Origin of the sequence: Streptosporangium sp. NPDC051022 (assembly GCF_040683035.1) — a bacterium.
In the GTDB taxonomy this organism is placed as follows: domain Bacteria; phylum Actinomycetota; class Actinomycetes; order Streptosporangiales; family Streptosporangiaceae; genus Streptosporangium.
Map to the genome: position 1 here is coordinate 177,288 of NZ_JBFBCF010000016.1, position 25,716 is coordinate 203,003.

General features: G+C 71.9%; 24 protein-coding genes. 17 read left to right on the plus strand and 7 right to left on the minus strand.

Annotation, left to right across the window (positions count from 1 at the left end; translation table 11 throughout):
• Nucleotides 1-30: 30 nt before the first annotated feature.
• From AB0N02_RS25470 to mnmA, 3 genes are all read left to right on the plus strand, one after another.
• A complete protein-coding gene (locus AB0N02_RS25470) occupies nucleotides 31-1,224 on the plus strand; it encodes a cysteine desulfurase family protein (RefSeq protein WP_363951167.1) in 1,194 nt (397 codons plus the stop codon).
• Between the two features lie 47 nt (nucleotides 1,225-1,271).
• A complete protein-coding gene (locus tag AB0N02_RS25475; protein ID WP_363951170.1) occupies nucleotides 1,272-1,910 on the plus strand; it encodes a TetR/AcrR family transcriptional regulator in 639 nt (212 codons plus the stop codon).
• A gap of 132 nt (nucleotides 1,911-2,042) precedes the next feature.
• On the plus strand, nucleotides 2,043-3,113 hold the full coding sequence (gene mnmA, locus AB0N02_RS25480) for a tRNA 2-thiouridine(34) synthase MnmA (protein WP_363951172.1): 1,071 nt from the start codon (nucleotides 2,043-2,045) through the stop codon (nucleotides 3,111-3,113).
• Nucleotides 3,114-3,186: 73 nt separating this feature from the next.
• Here mnmA and AB0N02_RS25485 read toward each other — a convergent pair whose 3' ends face one another.
• Complete coding sequence (locus AB0N02_RS25485) at nucleotides 3,187-3,894, minus strand: RraA family protein (protein ID WP_363951174.1); 708 nt, start codon at nucleotides 3,892-3,894, stop codon at nucleotides 3,187-3,189.
• A 219-nt stretch (nucleotides 3,895-4,113) separates the two neighbouring features.
• Here AB0N02_RS25485 and AB0N02_RS25490 point away from each other — a divergent pair, with 219 nt between their 5' ends.
• Nucleotides 4,114-6,237 (plus strand): BTAD domain-containing putative transcriptional regulator, encoded by a 2,124-nt coding sequence (locus AB0N02_RS25490; RefSeq protein ID WP_363951176.1) that lies wholly within the window; start codon nucleotides 4,114-4,116, stop codon nucleotides 6,235-6,237.
• A 68-nt stretch (nucleotides 6,238-6,305) separates the two neighbouring features.
• The gene (locus AB0N02_RS25495) at nucleotides 6,306-7,181 is read left to right on the plus strand and encodes an alpha/beta hydrolase (RefSeq protein ID WP_363951178.1); all 876 of its coding nucleotides are present in this window, start codon (nucleotides 6,306-6,308) and stop codon (nucleotides 7,179-7,181) included.
• 63 nt (nucleotides 7,182-7,244) lie between these two features.
• Here AB0N02_RS25495 and AB0N02_RS25500 read toward each other — a convergent pair whose 3' ends face one another.
• From AB0N02_RS25500 to AB0N02_RS25510, 3 genes are all read right to left on the minus strand, one after another.
• The gene (locus tag AB0N02_RS25500; protein WP_363951180.1) at nucleotides 7,245-7,886 is read right to left on the minus strand and encodes an MBL fold metallo-hydrolase; all 642 of its coding nucleotides are present in this window, start codon (nucleotides 7,884-7,886) and stop codon (nucleotides 7,245-7,247) included.
• Between the two features lie 259 nt (nucleotides 7,887-8,145).
• The gene (locus AB0N02_RS25505; RefSeq protein WP_363951182.1) at nucleotides 8,146-9,228 is read right to left on the minus strand and encodes a transglycosylase SLT domain-containing protein; all 1,083 of its coding nucleotides are present in this window, start codon (nucleotides 9,226-9,228) and stop codon (nucleotides 8,146-8,148) included.
• Nucleotides 9,229-9,230: 2 nt separating this feature from the next.
• On the minus strand, nucleotides 9,231-9,524 hold the full coding sequence (locus tag AB0N02_RS25510) for a hypothetical protein (RefSeq protein ID WP_363951185.1): 294 nt from the start codon (nucleotides 9,522-9,524) through the stop codon (nucleotides 9,231-9,233).
• Between the two features lie 217 nt (nucleotides 9,525-9,741).
• Between AB0N02_RS25510 and AB0N02_RS25515 the strand changes: the two genes are divergently transcribed.
• The 6 genes from AB0N02_RS25515 to AB0N02_RS25540 all read left to right on the plus strand — a co-directional run bounded on the left by AB0N02_RS25515 (nucleotide 9,742) and on the right by AB0N02_RS25540 (nucleotide 14,739).
• On the plus strand, nucleotides 9,742-9,870 hold the full coding sequence (locus tag AB0N02_RS25515) for a hypothetical protein (protein ID WP_363951188.1): 129 nt from the start codon (nucleotides 9,742-9,744) through the stop codon (nucleotides 9,868-9,870).
• Between the two features lie 75 nt (nucleotides 9,871-9,945).
• Nucleotides 9,946-10,083, plus strand: a complete 138-nt coding sequence (locus tag AB0N02_RS25520; protein ID WP_363951190.1) for a hypothetical protein — start codon at nucleotides 9,946-9,948, stop codon at nucleotides 10,081-10,083.
• A 111-nt stretch (nucleotides 10,084-10,194) separates the two neighbouring features.
• Nucleotides 10,195-12,261, plus strand: coding sequence for a PatA/PatG family cyanobactin maturation protease (locus AB0N02_RS25525; protein WP_363951193.1), 2,067 nt, complete (start codon nucleotides 10,195-10,197; stop codon nucleotides 12,259-12,261).
• A 160-nt stretch (nucleotides 12,262-12,421) separates the two neighbouring features.
• The gene (locus AB0N02_RS25530; RefSeq protein WP_363951195.1) at nucleotides 12,422-12,664 is read left to right on the plus strand and encodes a cyanobactin biosynthesis system PatB/AcyB/McaB family protein; all 243 of its coding nucleotides are present in this window, start codon (nucleotides 12,422-12,424) and stop codon (nucleotides 12,662-12,664) included.
• 50 nt (nucleotides 12,665-12,714) lie between these two features.
• On the plus strand, nucleotides 12,715-13,674 hold the full coding sequence (locus AB0N02_RS25535) for a S8 family serine peptidase (protein ID WP_363951198.1): 960 nt from the start codon (nucleotides 12,715-12,717) through the stop codon (nucleotides 13,672-13,674).
• A 561-nt stretch (nucleotides 13,675-14,235) separates the two neighbouring features.
• The gene (locus tag AB0N02_RS25540) at nucleotides 14,236-14,739 is read left to right on the plus strand and encodes a hypothetical protein (RefSeq protein WP_363951201.1); all 504 of its coding nucleotides are present in this window, start codon (nucleotides 14,236-14,238) and stop codon (nucleotides 14,737-14,739) included.
• 258 nt (nucleotides 14,740-14,997) lie between these two features.
• Here AB0N02_RS25540 and AB0N02_RS25545 read toward each other — a convergent pair whose 3' ends face one another.
• Nucleotides 14,998-15,435: an ATP-binding protein gene (locus AB0N02_RS25545; RefSeq protein ID WP_363951204.1), complete on the minus strand. Its 438-nt coding sequence runs from the start codon at nucleotides 15,433-15,435 to the stop codon at nucleotides 14,998-15,000.
• 337 nt (nucleotides 15,436-15,772) lie between these two features.
• Here AB0N02_RS25545 and AB0N02_RS25550 point away from each other — a divergent pair, with 337 nt between their 5' ends.
• Entirely contained in the window at nucleotides 15,773-16,675 is a 903-nt protein-coding gene (locus AB0N02_RS25550) for a helix-turn-helix transcriptional regulator (protein WP_363951207.1), read from the plus strand.
• Between the two features lie 21 nt (nucleotides 16,676-16,696).
• On the plus strand, nucleotides 16,697-16,894 hold the full coding sequence (locus tag AB0N02_RS25555; RefSeq protein ID WP_363951210.1) for a DUF397 domain-containing protein: 198 nt from the start codon (nucleotides 16,697-16,699) through the stop codon (nucleotides 16,892-16,894).
• Nucleotides 16,895-17,087: 193 nt separating this feature from the next.
• On the opposite strand, the gene AB0N02_RS25560 is transcribed toward AB0N02_RS25555, so the two are convergent.
• Both AB0N02_RS25560 and eccCa read right to left on the minus strand, forming a co-directional pair.
• Nucleotides 17,088-18,053 carry an intradiol ring-cleavage dioxygenase gene (locus AB0N02_RS25560; RefSeq protein ID WP_363951212.1) on the minus strand — a complete coding sequence of 322 codons (966 nt, stop codon included), beginning with the start codon at nucleotides 18,051-18,053 and terminating at the stop codon, nucleotides 17,088-17,090.
• A gap of 529 nt (nucleotides 18,054-18,582) precedes the next feature.
• Nucleotides 18,583-22,569, minus strand: coding sequence for a type VII secretion protein EccCa (eccCa, locus tag AB0N02_RS25565; protein ID WP_363951214.1), 3,987 nt, complete (start codon nucleotides 22,567-22,569; stop codon nucleotides 18,583-18,585).
• Nucleotides 22,570-22,716: 147 nt separating this feature from the next.
• Here eccCa and eccD point away from each other — a divergent pair, with 147 nt between their 5' ends.
• The 4 genes from eccD (at nucleotide 22,717) to AB0N02_RS25585 (ending at nucleotide 25,612) form a co-directional block, all read left to right on the plus strand.
• On the plus strand, nucleotides 22,717-24,165 hold the full coding sequence (gene eccD, locus AB0N02_RS25570) for a type VII secretion integral membrane protein EccD (protein ID WP_363951217.1): 1,449 nt from the start codon (nucleotides 22,717-22,719) through the stop codon (nucleotides 24,163-24,165).
• A gap of 160 nt (nucleotides 24,166-24,325) precedes the next feature.
• A complete protein-coding gene (locus tag AB0N02_RS25575; protein ID WP_363951220.1) occupies nucleotides 24,326-24,694 on the plus strand; it encodes a YbaB/EbfC family nucleoid-associated protein in 369 nt (122 codons plus the stop codon).
• A 258-nt stretch (nucleotides 24,695-24,952) separates the two neighbouring features.
• Entirely contained in the window at nucleotides 24,953-25,279 is a 327-nt protein-coding gene (locus AB0N02_RS25580) for a WXG100 family type VII secretion target (protein WP_363951222.1), read from the plus strand.
• 33 nt (nucleotides 25,280-25,312) lie between these two features.
• The gene (locus tag AB0N02_RS25585; protein WP_363951224.1) at nucleotides 25,313-25,612 is read left to right on the plus strand and encodes a hypothetical protein; all 300 of its coding nucleotides are present in this window, start codon (nucleotides 25,313-25,315) and stop codon (nucleotides 25,610-25,612) included.
• The last annotated feature ends 104 nt before the right edge of the window (nucleotides 25,613-25,716 follow it).

Genomic DNA, 25,716 nt, shown 5'->3' on the forward strand with positions numbered 1-25,716 from the left:
TTCGCGGCGCCCGGATACCCTTGGAAGGCCATGAGCGATCTGGGGAAGGGAAGTGCGGCAGTGGAGTCCGCCTATCTCGATCACGCGGCGACCACGCCGATGCTTCCCGAGGCGATCGAGGCGATGACAGCCCAACTCGGCCGGGTCGGCAACGCGTCGTCGCTCCACGCCGCGGGCCGCCGGACCCGCCAGGTGGTCGAGGAGTCACGCGAGAGCATCGCGGACGCGCTCGGCGCCCGGCCCAGCGAGGTCGTCTTCACCTCCGGCGGCACCGAGGCCGACAATCTGGCCATCAAGGGCCTCTACTGGGCCCGCAGGGCCAAGGGGGCGAACCGGATCCTGATCAGCGCCGTCGAGCACCACGCGGGGCTCGATCCCGCCCACTGGCTGGGCGACCGCCAGAACGCCGTCGTCGAGCTGCTCGACGTCGACGAGTTCGGCCGGGTGCACCCGCAGACCCTCCGCACCGCCATCGAGCGCGACCCCGACAGCGTCGCCCTGGTCAGCGTCATGTGGGCCAACAACGAGGTCGGCACCGTCCAGGCGGTCCGCGTGCTCGCCGCCATCGCCCGCGACCACGGCATCCCCTTCCACACCGACGCGGTCCAGGCCGTCGGTCAGCTTCCCGTCGCGTTCGCCGACTCCGGGGTGGACGCCCTGACGCTCTCCGGCCACAAGGTGGGCGGTCCGATGGGCGTCGGCGCCCTGCTGCTGGCCAGGGGCGTCGACCCGGTGCCGGTCCTGCACGGCGGCGGGCAGGAGCGCGACGTGCGCTCCGGCACGCTCGACGCCCCCTCCGTGGCCGGTCTCGCCGCGGCGGTGCAGAGCGCGGTGGCCCGCCAGGCCGAGACGGCGGCGCGGCTGACCGAGCTCCGCGACGACCTGATCCGCAAGGTCCGCCGGGCCGTGCCCGACGTGATCCTCAACGGCGATCCGGTGAACCGGCTGCCCGGCAACGCGCACTTCTCCTTCCCCGGCTGCGAGGGCGACGCGCTGCTCATGCTCCTGGACGCCAAGGGCGTCGAGTGCTCGACGGGCTCGGCGTGCTCGGCCGGTGTCGCCCAGCCCTCCCACGTCCTGCTCGCCATGGGCGCCGACGCGGTGCGGGCGCGCGGTTCGCTCCGCTTCTCCCTCGGCCACACCTCGATCGCGGCCGACGTCGACCGGGTGGCCGACGTCATCGGTCTCGTCGTGGAACGCGCCCGCCGCGCGGGCCTGACCTGACCCGGCGAGGGAACAGCGAGGGAACAGCGAGGGAACAGCGAGGGAACATGGCCGACGACCCCACCGAGGACGACCCCACCGAGCGGTCCCGCCCCGCCTCGGCGCGGCGGCGCGGGGTCACCCTGGAACAGGCGATCCTGCGCGCGGCGGTCGACGAGCTCATCGAGTCCGGTTACCAGGGGCTGACCATGGAGCGGGTCGCCAAACGGGCGGGCACCAACAAGAACACGATCTACCGCCGCTGGCCGAACCGCGCCGCCCTCGGCATCGCCGCCTACCGGCAGCTGACCGTCGTCGAGCTGCGGCCGCCCGACACCGGTGAGCTGCGCGGCGACGTGCTGGCGCTGCTGCGCGGGGCGAACCGCCACTGGTCCTCGCCCGTCGGCGACATCCTCCGCGGCCTGCTGTCGAGCGTCGGCGACGACCCGCAACTGCTGGCGCAGCTGCATGAGCAGTCCAACGACGGCGGAAGCGCCATGTGGCTGACGGTCCTGGAGCGCGCCGTGGCCCGGGGCGAGGCCGTGCCGCAAGCCCTCCACCCGCGGGTCGCCACCGTGGCCGTCGTGCTGCTGCGCAACGAGTTCATCACGCGCGGCGCCCCCACCGTGCCCGACGACGTCCTCGTCGAGATCGTCGACGAGGTGTACCTGCCGCTGGTGCGCGGACGCGGCACGACGCCGGGCTGACCGCCCCGCCCCGCTCGTCCCACCTCGCTCGCCTCGCCCGGTTCGCCTCGCCCGGTTCGTCCGGCCCGCTCGCCTCGCCCGGTTCGTCCGGGCCGACGATGTGGGCGCCGACGCGGGTACGCTCAAGGTGTTATGAGACTTCGCGTGCTTGCCGCCATGTCCGGCGGCGTCGACTCCGCGGTGGCCGCCGCCCGCATGGCCGAGGCGGGCCACGACGTCACCGGCGTGCACCTGGCCCTGTCCGCCAACCCGCAGTCATACCGGACCGGCGCCCGGGGCTGTTGCACGATCGAGGATTCCCGCGACGCGCGCCGGGCCGCCGACGTGATCGGCATCCCCTTCTACATCTGGGACATGGCCGAGCGCTTCCACCGCGACGTGGTCGAGGACTTCGTCAGCGAGTACGCCGCGGGCCGTACGCCCAACCCGTGCCTGCGCTGCAACGAGAAGATCAAGTTCGAGGCGGTCCTGGACCGCGCCATCGCGCTCGGCTTCGACGCGGTGGCCACCGGGCACCACGCCCGGATCGTCGACGGTGTGCTGAGCCGCAGTCCCGACGAGGGCAAGGACCAGTCCTACGTGCTCGGCGTGCTCACCAGGGAGCAGCTCAAACACGCGATCTTCCCGCTGGGCGACTCGACCAAGGCGCAGGTCCGCGAGGAGGCGGCGCGGCGCGGGCTCATGGTCGCCGACAAGCCCGACAGCCACGACATCTGCTTCATCGCCGACGGCGACACCCGGGGGTTCCTGGAGGAGCGTCTCGGTGCCGCCCAGGGCCCGATCGTCGACGAGTCCGGTGAGGTGATCGGCAAGCACGAGGGCGCGTACGGTTTCACCGTCGGCCAGCGCAAGGGCCTGCACATCGACCGTCCCGCCGCCGACGGCCGCCCGCGCTACGTGCTGTCCATCGAGCCGGTCTCCAACACGGTCACGGTCGGCCCCCGCTCGGCGCTGGAGGTCACCGCCATCGTGGCCGGACGCCCGGTGTGGAACGGCCCCGTCGCCGAGCCGCGCGAGCCGCTGGCCTGCACGGTCCAGCTGCGGGCCCACGGAGAGGTTTACGGCTGCCGGATCCAGCTGTCCGGGGACGAGGTCCACATCGCGCTGGACGCCCCGGCCACCGGGGTCGCCGCCGGACAGGCCGCCGTGTTCTACCTGGAGGACACCGTGATCGGGTCCGCCACGATCGCCAAGGCGGTCTGACGGGCGACCGCCGAGGCGTGGCGACGGGCCTGCTCCCGACCTGATCCGCGTCCCCCTGCCGTAGGCGCGGGGGTCACTCCTCGACGGCCCCGCCCACGGCCCGCAGGTGGTCGCGGAAGGTCAGGGAGGGCGTCCGCTCACGCTCGGCGAGGTAGGCGCCGAAGCGCACCTGCTCGCGCAGGGAGACGCCCTCGTGGATCCGCTCGGCCTGGCGCCGTTCGGTGTCGCGGATCTTCTCCGCCAGTGTGAGGAGGTCCCCGGCACCGGCCGCGGGCAGGAAGATCACTCCGTCGTCGTCGCCGAGGACCAGGTCGTCACGGCCGACCGTCCACTCCCCGACGACGGCGGACTCCAGGGCGCCTTCGGGACGGTCGTCGAGGCGCAGGGGGCCGGTGGGGATCGACCCCAGGCTGAAGACCGGCAGCCCGATCGCCCGTATGTCGGCGGTGTCGCGGTGCAGTCCCCAGATCACCACGCCCTCCAGCCCGGCGGACCGGGCCTCCAGGGCCACGAGATCGCCGACGCAGCTCTCGTCGAGCCGCCCGCCGTTGTCGACGACCAGCACGTCGCCGGGCGCGGCCTTCTCGAACGCCTCCAGGAAGACGTCGACGCTGCCGGCGTGCCGGGCGGGGGCCACGCGCCCGGCCAGACGGTCACCGGGCACCACGGCGCGGGTGGAGGCGGGGGCGCAGCGCACCGGGACGCGGGCACGGATGCAGGCGTCCGCCAGATGGGCGGTCGTCAGCGTCGCGAACCGCCGCCGAAGCTCCTGGGGGTCCATACGGTTCTTCCTCTCACTGGGGCGGGCGCGGTGCCGTCTGGGCGAGGATCCTTCCGAAGCTGATCACCACTCAGAAAGGGTAGACGCGGACCCGCCACGACACCAGGCCGGGCGGGCGGTGTCGCGGCGGCGTCGCGGGGGCGCGCTCCCCGGGCCCGGCCTCCGCCGATGATCCCGGCGACGGCCTCGCACGGACCGGGGGCCCGTACGCTGGCTGACGTGCTCGAAGTGTCGTTGCTCGGTCCGGTCCGCGTGTCGCGGGACGGCGTCGAGGTGGATCCCGGCGCGCCCATGCAGCGGCTGCTGGTGGCGGTCCTGGCGCTGGCCGGGGGCCGGGCGGTGGGCAGGGACGCGCTGATCGACGCGCTGTGGGGGCAGTGGCCGCCGCGTACGGCGCTCAACGTACTGCGCACGTATGTGTCGCGGGTACGGGCGGTTCTGGGCGCGGGGGCGGTCCCGGCGGTGGGCGACGGCTACGCGTTGTCGGGTTTCACGACGGATCTGGCGGCGTTCGAGCGGCTGACCGGCCAGGAACGGTACGGCGAGGCGCTGCGGCTCTGGCGCGGGGAGGCACTGGCGGGGGTCGGGGGAGACTACGCCGGGGCACAGCGGGGGCTGTTGGAGGAACGGCGTCTGTCGGTGCTGGAACGGCGGATCGAGCGGGACCTGGACGAGGGACGGCACGCCGAGGCGCTGGGCGAGCTGAGTGCCCTGAGCGAGGCGCACCCGCTGCGTGAGAGGCTGCGCGGGGCGCTGATGACGGCGCTCTACCGGTCGGGACGGCAGGCCGAGGCGCTGGCCGCCTTCGCCCGGACGCGTGCCCTGCTGGCCGACGAGCTGGGCGTCGACCCGTCGCGTGAGCTGGCCGAACTGCACGTGCGCATGCTGAGGGCCGACCCGGCCCTGTCCGGCCCGGCTTCTTCCGAATCGGCCCTGTCCGACCCGGCTTCTTTCGACCCGCCGCTGTCCGGCCGGCCCCCGCCGGGCACGGCGGTCTCCGGTCCCGCGGGCGTCGTGCGTCCCGCGCAGCTGCCCGCGGACGTGGCGGACTTCACCGGAAGGGCGGCGCAGGTGCGGGAGCTGACGGCGGCCCTGGCGCGGGGGCGGGCCCCGGCGGTCGTGGCGGTGGCGGGAATCGGCGGCGTGGGCAAGACCACGCTGGCCGTACGGGCCGCGCACGGGGTCCGCGAGCGGTTCCCGGACGGGCAGCTGGCCATCGACCTGCGCGGGGCGAGCGCCGAGCCGGTGGATCCGGCGGTGGCGCTGGAGAGGTTCCTGCGGGCGCTGGGGGCGGGGCGGATACCCGAGGAGCCCGAAGAGCGGGCCGCCCTCTACCGCTCGCTGCTGGCCGATCGGAGGATCCTGGTCCTTCTCGACAACGCGGCGACCGCCGCGCAGGTCAGGCCGCTGCTCCCGGGCACACCGGGCTGCGCGGTGATCGTCACCGGCCGGGCCCGCCTGGCGGGCCTGCCCACCTCCCGCACGCTCGACCTGGGGGTTCCCGAGCGCGCAGAGGCGCTCGGCCTGCTGGCCGCGGTGGCGGGAGAGGAGAGGGTGGCCGCTGAGCCCGAGGCCGCCGCGAGGGTGGTCGCCTTCTGCGGCAGGTTGCCGCTGGCGGTTCGCATCGCCGCCTCCCGCCTGGCGGCCCGGCCGGGCTGGAGCCTGGCCGTGCTCGGTGACCGGCTCGCCGACGAACGCCGCCGCCTGTCCGAGCTCACCGTGGGGGACCTGGCGGTCGAGGCGACGTTCGCGCTCGGCCACGACCAGCTCTCGGCCGAGCAGTCCCGGGCCTTCCGCCTGCTGGCACTCGCCGACGCCCCAGAGATCACGCTGCGCACCGCCGCCGTCGTCCTGGACACGCCGGAGCCGGAACGGCTGTGCGAGAGCCTCGTCGATCTGGCCATGCTGGAGTCGGCCTCGCCCGGTGTCTACCGCTACCACGATCTGCTCAGGGTGTACGGCGCGGCCAAGGCTGAGCCCGGCGAGCGGGTGCGGGCCCTGGCCAGGCTGATGGGCGACTGGCTCAACAGTGTCCGCAACGCCGCCGCCGTCCTTGACGGCCTGCCGCGCCGGCTGACCCCCGGACGCGACTTCACCGAGCCCCGGGCCGCCGCCGACTGGCTGGCCGAGGAGGCCGCCTGCATGGTCGCCACCCTGCGCGCGCACGAGGGGGAGCCCGGCCCCCTCGATCCGACGGGCAGCACCCTGGCCGTCGCCCGTGCCCTGCGCGGCGCCGGAGGGGACGGCGAGCCGTACGACGTGCTCACCCGGGGCCTGCTCGCTCTCGGCCGTGGCGGTCCCGAGCCCGGGGTGCGCGCCGCGCTGCGCGCCCTGCGGGCCTGAGACCGCGTATACGGGACCTCATGCCCGTCTCAACGGCGTCTCAACGGCGGTGGGGCAGCGTGGGGCCCATGAACATCCCTGGATTCGACTACCACCGTGTTCCCGTCGCGGACGACGTCTCGCTCAACGTCGCGGTCGGCGGTTCCGGTACCCCGCTGGTGCTGCTGCACGGCTTCCCGCAGACCCACCTGATGTGGCGGCACGTCGCCGCCGACCTCGCGGCCGATCACACGGTCATCTGCCCCGACCTGCGCGGGTACGGCGACAGCGACAAACCCGCGGACACCGACGGCGAGACCTACGGCAAGCGCGCCATGGCCGCCGACGCCGTCGCGGTGGCCAGGGCGTTCGGTCACGACCGTTTCGCCCTGGCCGGGCACGACCGGGGCGCTCTGGCCGCCTTCCGCGCCGGGCTCGACCACCCCGGCGTCGTCACCCACCTGGCCGTACTCGACGTGCTGCCCACACTCGACATGTGGGAGGTCATGCACGGCACGCTCGGCGTGGTCGGCTTCCACCTGTACCTGATGGCGCAGCCGGTGGGCCTGCCCGAGCGGATGATCGAGGCATGCGCCGACGACTTCTTCGGCCATTTCCTCGACGCCTGGACCCAGGACCCCGGGGCGATTCCGGCCGAGGTCAGAGCCGCCTACCTCAGGGCCTCACGCGCGGCCGTGCCTTCCGTGGTCGCCGACTACCGGGCCAGCGCGTTCGCCGACCGGGCCCACGACGAAGCGGACCGGGCGGCGGGCAACCGGCTGCGGATGCCGGTGACGGTGCTGCAGCGCGACTGGGGTGACGTGCTGCCCTACGACGCCGAGGCGCTGTGGGGAGCCTGGGCGCCCGACCTCGTCCACCGCACCTTCGACGCCGGTCACTTCGTGGCCGAGGAACGCCCCGACGTGGTGACCGGCGCGCTGCGCGACCTGCTGACCCGCCGGTGAGGGGTACGGCGGGCAGCGGGCCGAGGCCCTGGTTCCACGCCGGGCGGTCCGGGGCGGGTGCTCCTACGGCAGCGTGACGGACTCGCCCGGCTTCAGCCGGCGGATCTCGGCCTTCTGCCCGTCGGCCTCCATCTCCAGCCACCTGTCGACGAGGCCCAGGCCGATGTCGTTGAGCAGGCCGTCGTGGGTGGAGTAGGCCCGGGCGGGACGGATCTCGCGGAGGTACTCGACCATCTCGGGGAGCTTCAGCCACGGCGCGTTGGTCGGCACCAGCAGCGTGGGAACCTCGACGCCGGGCGGGGTGAGCGCGTCGCCCGGGTAGAAGACCTCCTCGTCGACCAGGAAACCGACGTTGCGCACGATCGGCATGTCGGGGTGGTTGAGCGCGTGCCACTCGCCGACGACCTTCACCCCGAAGCCCGCCGTGTCGAAGGTGTCGCCGTGCCGTACGATCTGGATCTTCGCCGGGACGTCGGTCAGCGTGGCGGCCACCGCCTCGTTGGTCCAGATCTCCAGTGACGGGTCGGCCTCGGCCGCCCTGCGCAGCCGGTCGGCCTCCACGTGGTCGAAGTGCTCATGGGTGATGAGGACGGCTCGCGCCCCCTCCAGCGCGGACTCCTCGCTGAAGGAACCCGGGTCGATCACCAGGGCCGAGTCGCCCTTCTCAAGGCGGACGCACGCGTGCCCGAACTTCGTCAGCTTCATCGCTCCAGCCTAGTGTCGCTGCCTGAACCGCTCATCGGGCCGGGCACCGCCCACCGGCGCCGGTCGGCACCGCACGACCGCTCGCCGTACCGGCGCCGTGGGGGTTCCCCGGAGGAGGGGAGGAGGAGCAGGCCACGCGAGTCGGTGGTGTGGAGGTTGGTGTTGTCGGAAGTCGGGTGGTGTGTTGGGGATTTGGTGGTGGTGGGAGCTGGGGTGTCGGAGGGCGGCGGCGGTGGAAGTCCCGGGGGTTGGGAGGGGGTCAGTAGCCGACGTAGCCGGTGCCGGTCTTGGAGCCGACGACGCCGGGTACGTTCGAGACCGAGCCGTAGCGGCCGATGGCGTAGCGGACCCCCGCGATGATGTTGTCGACGGGGTTGTAGATGTCGCCGTGTCCGGGCAGCTTGTGGCTGTTGAAGGTCGGGTCGATGGTCTGCATCAGGCCCTTCGACGGGTGGCCCGCCGCCGCGTTCGAGTCCCAGAGGTTGATCGCGTTCGGGTTGCCGCCCGACTCGTGCTGGATGATCATCGCGATGTCACTCGGATTCATCTTCTCCATCGGGTACCCCTGCGCCCTCAGGATCTCCAGCGCCTGGTCGATCCACTCCTTGAGCCGGCCGGTCGGCGCGGGGCCGCCGCCGGGCGGGGGCGGTCCGCTCGCCCCGTAACCGCCGAAGCCGCCGCCGGAGACTCCCGAGGGGGAGCCGCCGGACTCGGGATGCGGCCGGTAACCGGCGGTTCTCTCCCAGACGACGGTACGGCCCTGGCCGGGCACGAACGTCTGGTCGCCGGGGGCGGGGATGCCGGCGAAGGTGAGCCGCCTCTCGCCCATGTACTTCTTGACGTCGGCGAGCGCCTGGGTCACGGCCTTGTCGGCGGCCTCCATGTGGGGGCGGGCGTCGGCCACGGCCGTGTTCACCAGCGAGGTGATGTGCGGCTGGAGGTCCTCCTCCTTCGCCTTGGGGTTGGCGGAGCGGTAGACGGCCACGTCGTCGAGGAGCGTCGAGCAGATGGTGCCGACCTTCGACTCGGCGTCCGCCAGCGCCCCGGCCGCCGTGTCGAGGGAGTTGGCGCAGTTGGCCAGCGCGTCGTGGAGGTCGTCGGCCGCCTTGCCGTACTTGCGCATGTAGACGCCGAAGGCGTCGGCGGACTCGCCCCGCCAGGCCTCGTCGACCGCGTTGACCGCGCCGCCGAGGAGCCCGGCGTGCTCGACGAGCTTTCCGGCGGTGCCGCGCCAGCGGGTCGCCATGGCGCGGACGGCGCTCGCGTCGCCGTTCACCTTGTTCGCGAGGTCGAAGAGCGCGCCGCCGCCGGGCAGCGTGGAGACCTCTTCCGGGGTGCCCACGGTCACCCGGCCCCGTTGGCGGCGTTGGCCCTGCGGACGTTGTCCTCGATGTCGTTCAGGGCGCGCTCGACGTCCCTGAGCTTTCCGGTGACGTTCGCGAGCTCGTCGTCGACCGTCTTCTCGACGCCGTCGAGGGCCGCGGCGAGGGCGGCGGAGTCGGTCAGCCTGCCGAAGACGGTCGAGTCGGTCCCCCTGGCGGGATACGGATCGCCCAGCTCGCCGAACTTCCCGACCAGCTTCTTGGCGGTCGTACGGCACTGCTCCAGCGCGTCGTAGTTGTAGTCGATCCCCGCCACCCCGTCGACTCCCCCCGCATTGGTGCAAAGTCAAGCTTTTTGATCATAGGGGACACCCCCTATCGAATCCCGTGAGATCAGAAGTTAACAGTGATCACCTCTGTCCCTGGCGCCACATTACTGTCCGTTTTTAGGTTGCCCTCCGTAGCGTAATGATTACTCAAAGTCATGTCAGGATGTGGGGGCGGAAGCAGTTCCCATCTGCAAAGGAGAGCACATGAGCACCATGCCGAACCTGTCCGCTCCGGTCGAGCGGGTCGTCACCGGGGCTCCGGCGAGCGAGGCCGCCGGCGTCACCCCGTCGCTCTGGCCCTTCGCCCCCTTCGCCGACGAGGGCGACGAGTAGGAATCCCCGAGGTGAGCGCCGGCGCGACATGTCGGCGCTCACCGACACCCCGACTTCCCCTGTGAAGGAGTCACCATGAGCACGTCGAACACCATGCCGAACCTGACCGCTCCGGTCGAGCGGGTCGTCACCGGGGCTCCGGCGAGCGAGGCCGCCGGCGTCACCCCGTCGGTCTGGGCCTTCACCCCCTTCGCCGACGAGGGCGACGAGTAGGAACCCTCACCTGAGGTGAGCGCCGGCGCGGCAGTCCGGCGCTCACCGACGGTCACGAACTGTCACGAGAGTCCGACACACGAGCACGCCGGTTCGGCAGGAGTCTGTGAGATGGGTGAGTTGTCAGCGATCCCGGGGCTGGCGGGGCTGTGGCGCCTGACCACCGGTGACGACCGGATCACGGTGGCCGTCGTCGACGGTGCCGTCGACACCGATCATCCGGCTCTGGCCGGGGCCCGCCTCACCCGCGCCGCGGGGGCCTGGGCCGCCGCGGGTGCGACCGGTGAGAGGGCGGCTCACGGCACGGCCGTGGCGAGCGTGCTGTTCGGCCGGCACGACGGCCCGGTTCCCGGTGTGGCCCCCGGATGCCGGGGGGTGAGCGTGCCGGTGTTCTGCGACCGGCGGCCCCGAACCTCGCAGATGGACCTGGCGCGTGCCATCGAGGCGGCCGCCGACGAGGGCGCGCACGTGATCAACGTCAGCGGCGGGCAGCTCGCCGCCGCGGAGGAGGCCGACGACTTCCTGTCACGGACGGTGCGCCGGTGCGTGGAGCGCGGCGTGCTGATCGTGGCCGCCGCCGGGAACGACGGCTGCCTGTGCGACCACGTGCCCGCCGCCCTGCCCGGCGTGCTCGCGGTCGGCGCATGCGACGACGCGGGCCACCCGCTGCCGTCCAGCAACTGGGGTCCCGGCAGCGGACGTCAGGGGCTGCTGGCGCCGGGACACGAGGTGCCGGTCGCGGTGCCCGGAGGCGGCACGACCCGGCTGAGCGGCACCAGCCTGGCCGCGCCGGTCGTGTCCGGGGTGGCCGCGCTGCTGCTGAGCCTGCAGCTCCACCGTGGCGCGCGCCCCGACCCCCTGGCCGTCGGCAGGCTGCTGCTGGAGACGGCCGACCCGTGCGATCTCGGCGAGACCGAGGCGTGCGCGCGCTACCTGACCGGGAAACTCAACATCACGAAAGCGGTGAGTGCTGTGACCACGACCTCGATCGACGTGCACGCCGAGTCCTCGGAACGGGAGGCGGTCGTCCTCTCCGGAAACGTCCTGCCGCCCCCGTCCGGGCAGGGACAGCCACGTTGCGACTGCACCTCTGCCCCTCTCACCCTTGGCCCCGGCGCCTCCGGTGCTCCCGCGGGGACGTCCGCGGTGGGGCCGTCCCCCGCTCACCCGTTCGCGGCCGCCCACTCGGTCGGCCTGTCGGCGCCGGTCGACGCCCCGGCCGACGCCGGAGGAGCCGTGCCGCCCGCCGCCGCTGGCAGGGCCGCCGCGCCACCGGCGGCCGAGACGGGGGTCGTGCCCTCCGCCGAAGAGGCGCGACCGGCCGCGCAGCGGCTGATCTACGCGCTGGGCACGCTGGGCTACGACTTCGGCACCGAGGCGCGCCGCGACACCTACAAGCAGCTCATGCCGCCCGTCGAGGTCGACGGGGTGAGCCTGCCCGCCAACCCGTACGACCCGCGGCAGATGGTCGCCTACCTCACCGAGAACCCCTCCGAGGCGCGCCCGCTGATCTGGACGCTCAACCTCGACCTCACCCCGATCTACGCCATCGAGGCCGTGGGCGGCTACGGGCCCGGGGTGTACGCCCGGCTGGTGGAGTTTCTGGGCCGCCAGCTGCTGGACGACGTCGACTTCGTCGACCGGGTCTCGGTGCCCGGCCACCTGCCGGGCCGTACGGTCAAGCTGTTCTCCGGGCAGATCGTCCCAGTGGTGGCGGTCGATCTCACCCGCGGCCTGTACGGCTGGTCGGTCGCCAGCCTGGCCCACGCCGTCGCCGACCCCTGCCCCCCGCCCAAGTCCGGCGGCGGTGGCGGCAGGGGAGACCACGACCGCGACCGGCTCCGCGACGCGGTCGCCGACTTCCTCGCCCGCATCTACTACGACCTGCGCAACTTCGGGGCGACCTCGCGTGACCGGGCGCTGAACTTCGCCGCGACCAACGCCGTCCAGGCCCGCGAGACCCTGTGCCGGGCACTGGGGCGGGGCATGGCGCTGCAGAACATCGACGTGGAGAAGAGCCCCTACGCCCGGCCCGACAGCGACTGCTGGGACGTCAAGCTGCGCTTCTTCGACCCCGAGAACAGCCGCCGCGCCAAGCGGGTCTACCGCTTCACCATCGACGTCAAGGACGTCATGCCGGTCACCATCGGCGAGATCCGCAGCTGGCCGGAGAGCTGACCGGGAGCCGGGAGCGCCGCCGCCGGAGTCGCGCGAGGGGATGGTGGGTCCCCGTCACGAGTCCCGAACGAGGCTGTCACGGGCCCGCGCCCGGCGGCGACGCTCCCCCGGTTCCCGATCGAACCCCCGAACCTCGGACATCGAGAAAGGACTGGTCGAGGTGAGTTTTCCCCCGCAGGCACCGCCGGTGCGCAGGCCCGAGCTGGTGCAGCCCTACACCACGGTCGACCTGACCCCCGACACCCCGGAGCATCTGGCCCGGGTACGCGCCTACCTGTTGTACGGCGCCAACTTCAACGATCCCCAGACATACACCCTGCCGACCTACCACCAGGCCAGACTCTCCGCCCTGCCCGGGCTCTCCGCTCTCTCCGGGGCGTCGGCCTTCTCCGCCTTCCTCTGACCCGCCGCTGATCCTGCCCCATCTGCGTACCGCACCCTGGAGCGCCGCCGATGCCCGACACCCGCACCACCTCCGCAGCGAACCCCGGCCACGGGCGGAAGGATCAGGGAGATCCGCCCCCGCCCGCCCGGCTGCCCGCCGAGGCGGTCGCCGGCGTCACCGACCTGTGGCGGCACACCCAGGGCGATCCGGCCGTCACCATCGGCGTCTACGACGGACCGCCCGACACCGCCCACCCGTGCCTGGCAGGCGCCGACCTGCACCGGCTCACCCCCTGGTGGCTGCCCCCCGCACCACCCTTCCCGAGGCTGGTCGAGCACGGCACCTTCACCGCCGGTGCGCTGCTCGGCCAGCCGGGCAGCGCGCTGCCCGGACTGGCACCCCGGTGCCGCGGCCTGTTCGTCGAGGCCGTCTGCGAAGAGGACGTCCCCGCCGACCCCCTGCACGCGGCCAGGGCCGTCGACGAGCTCGTCGAGGCCGGAGCCGACGTCATCCAGTTCGTTCCCGCCTTCCACACCGCCTCCGGCGACGCCGACGACATGCTCAAACGGTCCATCAACCGCGCGAGGCAGGCGGGGGTGCTGGTCGTCGCCCCGGCGGGCAACGACTACGGCGAGTGCGGCATCGCCCCGGCCATCCTGCCCAGCGTGCTGGCCGTGGGCGCGCTCCGCAGCGACGGCATCATGTACCAGCTCAGCAACTGGGGAGCGCCCTATCGCGGCCACGGCATCGTCGCCCCGGGCGGGGACGTGCTCGGCGCCCTGCCCGGCGGTGGCGCCAAGGTGCGCAAGGGCACCTGCGTCGCCGTCACCATGGTCGCGGGCGTCGCCGCCCTGCTGGTCAGCCTGCAGCGCCACCTCGGCCGACCGGCCGACCCGCTGGCGGTGGGGGAGGCGCTGTTGCGCACCGCCCGTCCCTGCACCCCCGGCCAGGCGTACGGCGAGCCCGAACGCTGCCTCAACGGCCAACTCGACCTCCCGTCCGCCATCCGCCTCATCCTGAACCGATGACCGCCCGTCCGTCACCCACCTCATCCTGAGCCGCTGACCTCCCGTCCGCCATCCGCCTTGTCTTGAGCCGATGGTCGCCCGTCCGCCATCCGCCTTGTCTTGAGTCGATGGTCGCCCGTCTGCTGTCCGCCTTGTCTTGAGCCGATGGTCGCCCGTCCGCCATCCGTCTCGTCTTGAGCCGACGGCCGTCCCCTCGTCGTACGCCTTGTCGTGAATCGGGGGCGTCTTTCCGTCATCCGCCCTGCCCTGAACCGGTGGCCGCCTTCTCCCATGCTTCCGGGGCGGTGTCTTCCGGTGCGATGCGGTGCTGGTCAGTGCGGTGGCCTGCTCCTGCGTCGTGTCACGGGGGCTTTTCGTGGCGCCGGTACGGCGAGTGGTGACGTGGGCCTGGTCGGCGCCGGTGGGCGGTGCGCAACGTGGTGGACAAGGGAGGAGTGTCGGTGGTCGTTCACCTGTGCTGAGACGCGTCGTTTCCCGGAGGCACAGCCGTCCTGAGCCAAATCTGGGCATCCCCATGCATGTCGATCGGCCGGTCTGATGGGCGCGAAGGACACTGCTGCCATGAACGGGCGTGAGATGAGTGCGGAGCCGGAGCGGGTGGGGTTCGCGGGTGCCGTGTACGGCTCGCTGCTGGCGGCCTCCGTGATCGCCGGCTCGACCGCGGAGGGCGGGCCGCCGTCCGCGGCGGAACTCGCGACCCTGCTGATCTGCACGGGGGTGGTGTTCTGGGTCGCCCATGTCTACGCCCAGGTCGTCAGCCGCGGATACCCCGTGAAACCCCTTACCTGGACGAACCTGCACGCGGTCGCCAGGGACGAGTGGCCGCTGGCGCAGGCGTCGATCCCGCCGGCAGTGGCCGCCGTCCTCGTCTCCGGGCTGGGAGCCTCCAACACGGTCGCCGCCTGGACGGCGCTGGGGATCGCGGTGGCGAGCCAGGTCGCCTGGGCCGTCGCGGCCGCGGTCAAAGTCCACTCCTCCAAGGGGGTCGTCGTCAGCTCCGGGATCATCAATCTCGTTCTCGGCCTGGCCATCGTCGCCCTCAAGACCGTGGTCGGCTCTCATTAGAAGCTCTCACCGGAAGGAGGTGATCACCTTGGGGCCGGGGCGCCGGGCCGTGAGACGGTTGTGCGGTTTCCCGTCTCGCGGGTGTTCCGAGAACGGCCGGGGCCGAATCACCGGGAGGTGAACGAGGGGGCCCGAAGATCCGGGGCGAGGTACGGGGCCGGAAGTCCGGGGCGAGGCACGGGGCTGAGGGGCGGAGGGGATCCGCGGGGGGAGAGAGGACCGGGATGCGCGGGGAGGGGGGCCGCGGGATCCGGGGTGTCAGCGGGAGGGGACGTAGGGGACCTGGAACCAGACCACGCGGCCCGGTTCGGCGTCGGCCGTACCCCATCGCAGTGACAGGGCGTCCACCAGGAACAGGCCGCGCCCGCTCTCGCCGTCGGGGTCCATCCGCATCACCGGGTGTTCGTCGTCCGAGCCGTCGTCCAGCACCTCCACGTGGATCGTGGGTGTCCGGCCGGGACGGCTCACGCCGAGGCGGACGAGCAGCACGCCGTCCCGTGAACGGCTGTGCGTGATCGCGTTCGTGACCAGCTCGCTGGTCAGCAGTTTGACCGTGTCCAGCGTGTCGGCCGGGACCCCCGGCACATCGGTGCCGAGCCGGATCGCGATCCAGGCGCGGGCGGCGCCCACGGAGGAGGGCACACCGTCCAGCGGTTGCGCGCCCAGCCAGTGAAGGCCGTGCCAGCGCGGCGTCATGTGCAGGGGTAACGGTGGCTCCGTCTTCGTCCCGCCCTTCACGAGGACACCGCCCCCGTGGCCGTCTCCGCCGCCCGCCGTCCGGGCGGCACTCCCCGGCCGCCCGCCTGCCGTCCGGGGGGTGCCTCCCGGTCGCCCGTGTGCCAGGAGGGCGGAGAGGTGGGGGTCGGGGGAGCGTGCGGGGCCGCGCCCGGCCGTACCGGACGAAGGACCTCGTCTTTCGGTGAACCGGCCTTCTGTGCAGGTGTTGCCATAACCACACCGCCTTTGTAGTCGCTCAACTACACTCTGTGGAAGTTACCTCAGATCACGTTCCTTTGGTAGTTACCTTTGGGAAATGCCAAAGGTAACTACCGGCACGATCCGCGAGAGGACGGAAGCATTGGCCACAGACACGAGTCCCACCGTGCGCAGGCGCCGTCTCGCCTCGGAGCTGCGACGACTGCGTGGGGAGAGCGGGCTGACCATGCAGGAGGTCGCCGACCGCCTGGACTTCGCGGCGGCCTCCATCAGCCGCATCGAGACCGGCCGCCGGGGGATCCGGCCGCGGGATCTGAAGGCCTTCCTCGACCTGTACGAGGTTCCCGAGGAGGACAGGGCGGCGTTGGCGGCGCTGGCACGGGAGGCGCAGCAGCGGGGATGGTGGCAGAACTACGGGGACGTGCTGCCGAGCGAGTACGCGACGCTGATCGGCCTCGAGACCGAGGCGACGTCCGTCCGCAACTACGAGCAGATCCTGGTCCCGGGTCTGCTGCAGACCGCCGACTACGCGCGCGCCGTCATCGCGGCCTCACGGCCGAACGACACTCCCGACGAGGTGGACCGCCGGGTCGCGGTCCGGATGGAGCGGCAGAGGCGCCTCGCGAACGACAACCCGCTGGAGCTGTCCGTCATCCTCGGCGAGGGAGCGGTCCACCAGCGCGTGGGAACGGCCCAGGTCACCGCCGAGCAGTTCAGGCACCTCGCCGAGGCGAACCGGCGGCCCAACGTCATGGTCCAGGTTCTTCCGTACCGGGCCGGAGCGCATCCGGCGATGACCGGATCGTTTAACATCGTGGGTTTTCCCGAGCACAGCGACCTGGATGTCATCTATCTGGAGAACATGTCCAGCGGTCTCTATCTTGAGGACGCCGATGACGTCAGGAGATACGTCGGCGTGTTCGACTATCTCCGCGCAGTAGCCCTCAGCCCGGCGGACAGCATGGCTATGCTGATGCACGCGTCGACGAGCCTGACGTAAGTGTCCAGTGGAAGGGGTGGGATGTCCGGTCAGACAGACCTGACCAACGCGGTGTGGCGTAGGAGTTCACACAGCGGAGGCAACGGAAACTGCGTGGAAGTCGCAACGGTCGGCGACGCGGTGGCGCTCCGCGACTCCAAGGATCCCGACGGCCCCAAACTCACCTTCAGTCGTGCCGTCTGGTCGGATTTCGTCGCCACCCTGAAGAACGGATCCTGAACTCCCGCCGGATCGGCTCTCCACCCTCCACCGAAAGAACCGGTGCCGGAAGGCCCGGCCGCGACGGCCGGTTCACGACGGCCGACGGACGGTGAGGGGAGCCGGGCGGGGAACCTGCTTCCAGCACGCCGCCGGTGGGATGCGGCGTGCTGGGGGGGTGTTATCGAGGTCTCAGCGTGTCAGCCGTACCGGATCAGGAAGCCCCCGTGGGGGACGGGCTTCCCGTGGGGAACGGCGGGAACGGACCTCCCGGCCAGTCCTGGCCGTCGTGGACGGCGTCGGGGTCGACCCCGAGGGTGATCGAGGCCTGGATCCCGTGGGCCAGGTGCCTCGGGTCGTACCTCAGGCTGAGCATGCCGTCGCTGGGGGTGTCGCCGGTGTAGAGCATGTCCTCGGCGTTGGTGGTGCGCTTCTTGGTGTTGGTGGAGTACGGCTTCGTCGCGGCGACGGCCTCGATGGCCCTCTCGGGGAAGTAGAGCTGGCCGGTGTGGCAGTCGTTGCCGCCCACGTAGGCACCGTGCCGGAAGACGCCGTTGACGTGGACCTTGGTGTGGATGTGGATCGCGCGGCCGACGTACCAGCCGGGGAAGACACTCTTGAAGGTGACCCAGCCCTGCCGGTCGGTCATCTGGAAACCACGGAAATAGGTGGTGTTGCTGTCGGGCTCGGCGTGCATGCCGCCGCCGCCGGGACCGCCGGTGGGGAACGCGGTCGGGAAGCCGGTGGGGGCACCGGTGGGCGGGGCGGTGGGGAACGCGGTCGGGAAGCCGCCGCCGTCGCCGGACGACTGCTTCTCGTAGCTGGAGTAGATGCCCAGGGCGTCGCAGTGCCAGATGTCGACGGCCACGTTACGCAGCGGCCTGCAGTTCTCCGAGTCGACGACCTGGATACGGAGCAGCAGCGGCACACCCGGCTTACGCTCCGTGATGTCCGAGCGGTACTTGTCGTAGTCCAGGTAGTAGGGGCCCTCGATGGTCTCCTTGCTGAGCTTCAGGCAGGGAGGCTTGGTCCCGGAGGGGGCGGGCGTGGGGGTGCCGCCGGTCGTGCTGGCGGACGCCGTCGTGGCCAGGTAGCCGCTGCCTAAGCCGGCGGCGGCGACGACTCCGCCCGCGATGAGGAGCTGGCGGCGGTTCGGTTGGGGGGTGTTGGTTTCTTCCATGCGCAGGAACATTAGGGGCGTTATGTGAAAAAAGTCTAAAAGGGGGGTGGGGCTCCGATATGCCGTAACGGAACTGTGACTTTCGGGGGAACGGCGAGTGTTGAGGGATGTTAATCGGACTTATAGCCCCAATCGTGATGCTTCGGACAAAGTTTGTTGACCTCTGTCAATGACTGAGTTTGTGTGATATGGGCGGTGAGGGAAAGGGCCTTCGCCCGGGAGAGAGCATCCGGCGGGACCGTCCGCCGACGGGCGGTCGCGGGCGTTCGCCGAGGTGGGGAGCCATCCGACGGCCCCGACGGCACGGCCGGCCCGGCGCCGCCGCTCGCCGTCCGGGCGCCACGGGCAGGTCGTCGCCGCACTCGCGCCGGATCCCGCCACACCGGCCCGGCCCCTGGAAGGCCCGGGGGCCATATTCGGGGTGAATGGCCGGCGCGAATGGACTTTTCCTGGAAGACGGCGATCCGGTCACCGTGCGCCGTTTCCGTGACGCGTGACGGGGGAATTCGGGGAGCGTGTTTCCCGCTCGTCACGGGGTCTCCGGGGGCGGCAGGAAGGCGGTCTGGGACAGGCGGGCGCCGTACTTGCGGTCGACGACGTAGCCCCGGCCGGGAGGCAGGGGGTGGGCGCGGACGTTGCCGAACAGGTAGCCCTCGTCCTTGTTGCCGGACAGGATCACGGCCGGGCTGGCCATGTCCTTGAGCCGCTGGACGATCGGATCGAACATCGCCCGGCCCATGCCGCCCATCGCGCGGGACATCACCAGGTGCAACCCGATGTCGCGGGCCTGCGGCAGCAGCTCGGCCAGCGGGAGCAGCGGGTTCGACGAGGTCGCGACGAGGTCGTAGTCGTCGACGACGATGTACAGGTCGCAGCCCTGCCACCAGCTTCTGGCCCGCAGCTGCTCGGGGGTGAGGTCGGCCGGGGGCAGCCGTTTGAGCAGCGCGTTGCGGGCGTCGTTGATCAGCTCGGCCGCCGCCGCGCTGGAGGCGGCGTAACCGATGCGATGCTCGGTGGCGGCCGAGTCCAGCAGCGACCGCCGATAGTCGATCACGATCATCATGGCCTCCTGCGGCGTCTGCCGGGCGACCAGGCCCTCGGTGACCAGGCGCAGCAGGTTGGACTTCCCGCTCTCGGTGTCGCCGACCACGATGAAGTGCGGGTCGGCGTCGAAGTCGAGCAGCATCGGCGACAGGGACGCCTCGTCGATGCCGATAGGGATCCGGCGTCCGGTCTGCTCCGGGCCGGGCAGCGACTCGGCGGGCAGCAGCGCCGGCAGCAGCCGTACGGCGGGCGCCGGCGCCCCCTGCCAGGCGTCCCTGACCGCGTGGACCAGGGCGCGCACGCCCGCGGCCAGGTCGTCGGCCTTCCTGACGCCGTCGATCCTGGGCAGCGCCGACAGGAAGTGCAGGCCCTCCTTGGTGAGCCCGCGCCCCGGAACCCCCTCGGGCACGGCCAGCGACGACTTGCGATTGACCTCCGACTCGTAGGCGTCGCCGAGCTTGAGCTCGACCCGGGTGCCGAACAGGTCCCGGATACCGGGACGGAACTCCGACCACTTGTTGGTCGCGGCCACCACGTGGATGCCGTACCCCAGGCCCCGGGCCGCCAGGTCGGTGATGACGGGTTCGAGGGAGTCGAACTCCTGCCTGATCGTCAGCCACCCGTCGACGACCAGGAACACGTCGCCGTAGCCGTCGCCCTCGATGCTCCCGTCGGCGAGCCGCTGCCGGTAGACGGTGATCGAGTCGATGCCCTGCTCGGCGAAGTCGCGCTCCCGCCGCTGGAGCAGCGCGGCGATCTCGGCGACCGTACGGCGCACCCGGTCGCCGTCCAGGCGGCTGGCCACCCCGCCCACGTGGGGCAGCGCCTCCAGCGAGGCTAGTGAGCCGCCGCCGAAGTCCAGGCAGTAGAACTGCGCCTCGCGCGGGGTGTGCGTGAGCGCCATGCCGGTGATCAGGGTGCGCAGCACCGTGCTCTTGCCGCTCTGCGTCCCCCCGGCGACGCCGACGTGGCCGGCCGCCCCCGACAGGTCCAGCCAGAACGGGTCGCTGCGCTGCTCGAACGGCTTGTCGATGACCCCGGCGACGGCGTGCAGCCTGCCCCGTCCCGCCCATCCCGCCGTGCTCAGGCCCAGCTCGGGCGTGATCGTCAGCGTCGGGAGCAGGTGGACCAGGGTCGGGGGCTCGCCCAGCGGCGGCAGCCAGATCCGGTGGGCCGGCGGTCCCTGGCCCGCCAGCCTGGAGACCACCAGGTCAAGCAGGCTGACCGTGCCCCGGTCGAGGGGGATCTCGCCCGTCGTCAGCTCCTTCGGGGGCTCCTCGACGACGGGGACCGGGGAGAAGCCGGGGCCGTACTCCACGATCTGGCGCACACCCGCCCGGCCGCCCCGCGCCGCCGCGCCGAGGGGGTCGGTCTGGTGCGGGCCCGACACGTAGGCGGCCTTGAACCTGGTCATCCCGGTGGTGTCGAACTTCAGGTAGCCGTTGCCCGGCGCGGAGGGCAGCTCGTAGGCGTCGGCGACGCCGAGCACGACCCGGCTCTCCATCGCCGAGAAGGTGCGCAGGCCGACCCGGTAGGACAGGTGGGTGTCCAGGCCACGCAGCCGTCCCTCCTCCAGGCGCTGCGAGGCCAGCAGCAGGTGCACGCCGAGGGAGCGGCCGAGCCGCCCGATCATCACGAACAGCTCGATGAACTCGGGCTTGGCGGTGAGCAGCTCGCTGAACTCGTCGATGACGACGAACAGCGTGGGCATCGGCCGCAGGTCGGCCCCCTGCTCGCGGGCGCGTTCGTAGTCGCGCAGGGAGGCATGGTTGCCGGCGGCGCGCAGCAGCTCCTGACGGCGGATCATCTCGCCGTGCAGGGCGTCGTACATCCGGTCGACGAGGGGGAGCTCGTCCTCCAGGTTGGTGATGACGGCCGAGACGTGGGAGAGGGTGTCCAGGCCCAGGAAGGTCGCGCCGCCCTTGAAGTCGACGAGGACGAAGTTCAGGATCTCCGACGAGTGGGTGATCGCCAGGCCCAGCACGAGCGTCCGCAGCAACTCGCTCTTGCCCGATCCGGTCGCGCCGATGACCAGGCCGTGCGGCCCCATGCCGCCCTGCGCCGACTCCTTGATGTCCAGCTCGACCAGGCGCCCGTCGACGCCCAGGCCGATCGGCACCCGCAGCCGGTTGCGCCCCGCCCTGGGCCGCCACGTCACCGACGGGTCGAGGAGGACGGGGTCGCCCACCCCCAGCAGGTCGGTCAGCGAGGTGTTCACCGCCAGCACGTCCTGCGCCTCACCGCCCCTGGCGTTCGAGGCGCGCAGCGGGGCGAGCTGCCGGGCGATGCCCTCGGCCCGTAGAAAGTCCAGCCGGTCGGGGTCGCCGAGGCGGGTCGAGCTCTGCTTGCCCGCGTGATCTATCTTGATCATGAAGAAGCCGTCGGGACGGACGTCCAGCCGTAGCGTGTTCTTCTCCTCGATCGGCCCGGCCGAGCCGGACAGGTCGATGACCGTGACGCCCTGGATGGCGTCGGTGCCGAGCTGCGAGTCGTGCGGCACGTGGCCGCCGTCGAGGATCAGCACGTGGTACGGCAGCGCGTCCGCGGACGCGCCCGGCCTGAACCGCGCCCGCTCCTTCAGCGTCCCGCCGAGCAGCCGGTCGAGCTCGGCCAGGTTGTCGGCCATGAGCCGCACCTGCCCCGCGGCGTCGGTCTCCTCGGGGTGCAGGGCGTGGGGCAGCCACTTGACCCAGTCCCACTGGGCCATCCACTCCTCGCCCGCGCACACCATGACCCGCATGTCGTCGGGGGAGTGGAAGACGGCCATCTGGGCGACCATCGCCCGCACCAGCTCGCGCACGGCCGCCGGGTCACCGGTCAGGTTGATCCGCGCGAAGGAGTGCAGGGCCACGGCGACCGGCAGCCCGGACACCGTCGAGTGGGCCCTGACGAACCTGCGCAGCGCGCCCGCCGACAGGGCGTCCAGGTCCTCGACCGGCTTGGAGTCCGGCGGGATGAGCTGGACGGCGAGCTTCTGCACGCCGGTGCCGAGCCGTACGGTGCCGAAGTCGTCGTCGCGGGGGCGCCGCTCCCACAGGCGCGGGCCCAGGGCGACCCACCACAGCGAGTCGGGGTCGGGGCTGCTCCACTCGAGGGCCTGGCGCTGCTGCGCGCCGGCCCGCCGCACCTTCTTGCGGACCTGCGACAGGTAGCGGAAGTAGTCTCGCCGCAGGCCGTTCAGCCGCTGCTTGCGCTCGCCGGCCTGGCGGCCCAGCTGACCTGCCGTCATGCCCATCATGGACACGGCGAACAGGCCGCTGGCCACGTACATGATCGGGCTGGAGCCGCCGCCCGCGGTGAACATCAGACCCATCGCGGCGGCGCCCGCGACCATCGGCAGGTAGGTGAGCATGCCGGTCAGACCCTGGGGCTGGACCTCGGGGATCTCCGGCGGGGACTCGAGCAGAATCTCGCCCCGGGGAGGCTTGGGCGGGGGACGGCGTTCGGGGCGCCGGACGACGACGATGCTCACCCTGGAAGTGCCTTCCTGGTCGTTCGTGATGCTTTCGTGCCGGAAAACGGTTACCTGTGGTTGTCGCGCATGATCCCTACTCTCCCCGCTACCGTATCCGGCGTATTGGTCATTTCCGTGATGCTTGTAGTGAGAGGGAGGGCGACGGTGAGGTCACTGGCTCAACCGCCCACGCAGGGATCCCCGGCCCAGGGCCTGCCGGCCCCCGCCGCCGCGCCGCTGCCCCCGCTCTGTCACATCACGGTCGTCGCCCCACGCAAGAAGGCCGACCTCGCGCTGCCCGCCGACATCCCGTTGCCCCACATCCTGCCGAGCCTGCTGCGCGCGATGGGCGAGGTGGGGGGCGAGTCGGCGGCGGCCCCGGGGTGGGTGCTCCAGCGGCCGGGCGGCGCCCCGCTCGACATCGGCCAGAGCCTGGGCGCGCTGGGGGTGCTCGACGGGGAGGTGCTCTACCTCAGGCCGCGCGAGGCCGTACTGCCCGCGGCCGTGTTCGACGACGTGGCCGACGTGGTCGCGACCGGCTTCCGGGAGGGGCCCGGCCGGTGGGACGTCAAGCACACCCGCCTGGCCGGGGTGGGGGCCGCGACCTGCCTGCTCGTCACCGGGGCGGTCGTGCTGCTGCTGGCCGGGCCGCCGTGGCGGGTCTCGGCCGTGTTCGCCGGGGTGTTCGCGCTCCTGCTGATCGTCGCGGGCGGCGTGATCTCCAGGGCGGTCGGCGACTCGTCCGCGGGCGCGCTGATCGGTTACGCGGCCCTGCCGTACGGCTTCCTCGGAGGGCTCCTCGCGCCCGCGGGCTCCGGAGGCCTGGCGGATCTCGGCTCGGCGCACCTGCTCGCCGGGTTCGCGACCACCGGCCTGGTGGCCACCGTCGCCGTGCTGGTGATCGCCGACGGCGTGCCCGCCTTCCTCGGCGTCGCCATCGCCTCGGCGACGGGCGCGGTGAGCGCCGCCGTCGTGATGTTCTCCGCGGCCTCCCCCGCCGGGGTCGCGGCGGTCGCCGCCGCGGTCCTGCTGGCGTGCAGCCCGCTGCTGCCGATGCTGGCGTTCCGGTTCGCCGGGCTGCCGATGCCCACGATGCCCACCAGCTCGGAGGAACTGCGAGGCGACAACCAGCGCATCGACGGCCCGGCCATCCTGGAGCGCACCGGCCACGCGCAGCGCTACGCGACCGGGTTCGTCGCGGGGATCGGCCTGGTCGCGCTGGTGACCCAGGTCTGCCTGGCGCTGGACGGCGGCTGGGTGGCGGCGGCGACCGCGCTGACGCTGTCGCTGACGCTCGTCATGCGGGCCCGGGTCTTCCAGGGGACGGGGCAGCGGCTCTGGCTGCTGACCTCCGGCCTCGCGGGGCTCGCGGTGCTGGCGATCTCGCGGGCGCTGGGCGCCGGCGGGGGCGGTGTGGCGATCGCCGTGGCGATGGGGCTGCTGTGCGCCGCGGTGATCCCGGCGGCCATGGGCCTGTGGCTGCCGTCGGGCAGGCCGTCGCCGTTCTGGGGCCGCGCGGGTGACATCGTCGAGGTCCTGCTGATCGTCGCGCTGTTCCCGCTCGCCCTGGGGGTGCTGGACGTCTACTCCTGGGTCCGGGGACTGGCCGGTTAGGGCTGCCGCGGGGACCGGCGAGCTGGTTGGGTGATCTCGTGACGCGCGGCCGGGGCGCCGCCGAACTCGATGGCGATGGGGAGCGGACGTGGATTTCGGAGACTTCGCAAACATAGACGTTGAAAAATTGCTGAGCAGCAATACTTCACACTTTATGAAAATGGAGGAGTTCCACCGGGAGGTCGCCGGGCTGACCGGGCGTGCGCAGGACGAGGACGGACTGGTCACCGTGACGTACGCCGCCGAGGGGCTGCGCGACCTGGACCTCCACCCCAAGGCCATGCGGCTGAGCTCGGGCGAACTGGCCGAGCGGATCAGGCTGACCGTCCACGAGGCGGCCAAGGACCTTCAGGAGCAGGTCGATGCGGCCATGAGCAGGGCGTTCGGCGAGGAGAACAACCCGATGAGGCTGCTCGGCGACCCGGAGGCGGCGCTGGGGCGGGTCAGGGAGGCCGAGGCCGCCTACGATCGTACGTTCGAGGACGTGATGGGTGAGCTCGACCGCATCCGCCGCCGCCTGGAGCTGTGACGCCCGCCGCCGCCGCGCACCGTCGGCCTGGTTATATATGGCCCGGACGCCAAATATTTACTTTTCCGTAATATGAATACATGTTATGCATGTGGTGCTTGATGGCTAGCATGCCGTCTTGATGATGTTCGTCGCGGTAGTCCTTTCTGTCCGCTCATGAGGCGTCTCTGGACACCCTGGCGGCGCCGCGGCCGTACGGTCGGCACGGGGGCGTGACGCCGCTACGGACAAGCAGGTCCTATGTCACGGAGGTGACCGGTGGCGGAGTTTTTCGGTGCGAGCCCCGCACAGATCAAGAAGGCGTCCGAGCTCGTCACGGACACCGCGCAGTACGTGGAAGGTCTGCGCAAGGGAGTCGAGACGACCACGCAGGAGCTGACGGCCTCCGGCTGGCTGGGCTCGGCGTCGGCCAAGTTCCTGGCCGCGATGCGCAAGTGGGACGAGCAGATGCTGATCGTCCGGGGAGACCTGGAGACGATCGCCCGCAACCTGGGCGACAGCTCCATCACCTACGACGCGGCCGACCAGGACGTGCAGGCCGGCATGGGACGCGTCGACGCGCTCATCAACACCGGCGCGAAGTGACGTACCCACCCCGCTGAAGGACGGAGATCTACAGTGTCCGACTATACGAAGGTCAACTTCGTGGAGATGGAGAACGCCGAGCTCGGCCTTCTCCAGGTCGTCACCGCCATGGACAAGGCCACCGACGACCTCATCGTCAAGCTCCAGCAGGTGCTGGGCGAGCACTGGGCGGGCGACGCGGCCAACTTCTTCGAGGAGCACCGGAAGATCTGGGACGCCGCCGAGCAGGAGATGGGACGCCAGCTCGGCGAGGCGGCCAAGGCCCTGGGCGTCGCCAACGCCAACTACAAGGCGGCCGAGGCCCGTAACAAGGCCATCTGGAGCAACCACTGACGTGGCGGACGCCTGATCAGGTGTCTCTCGGTCACCGCGGCGCGGTGACCGAGCCCATCCGCCCCGGGCGAGATCGCACGGTTCACCTTTTCCCCGGAGGACAG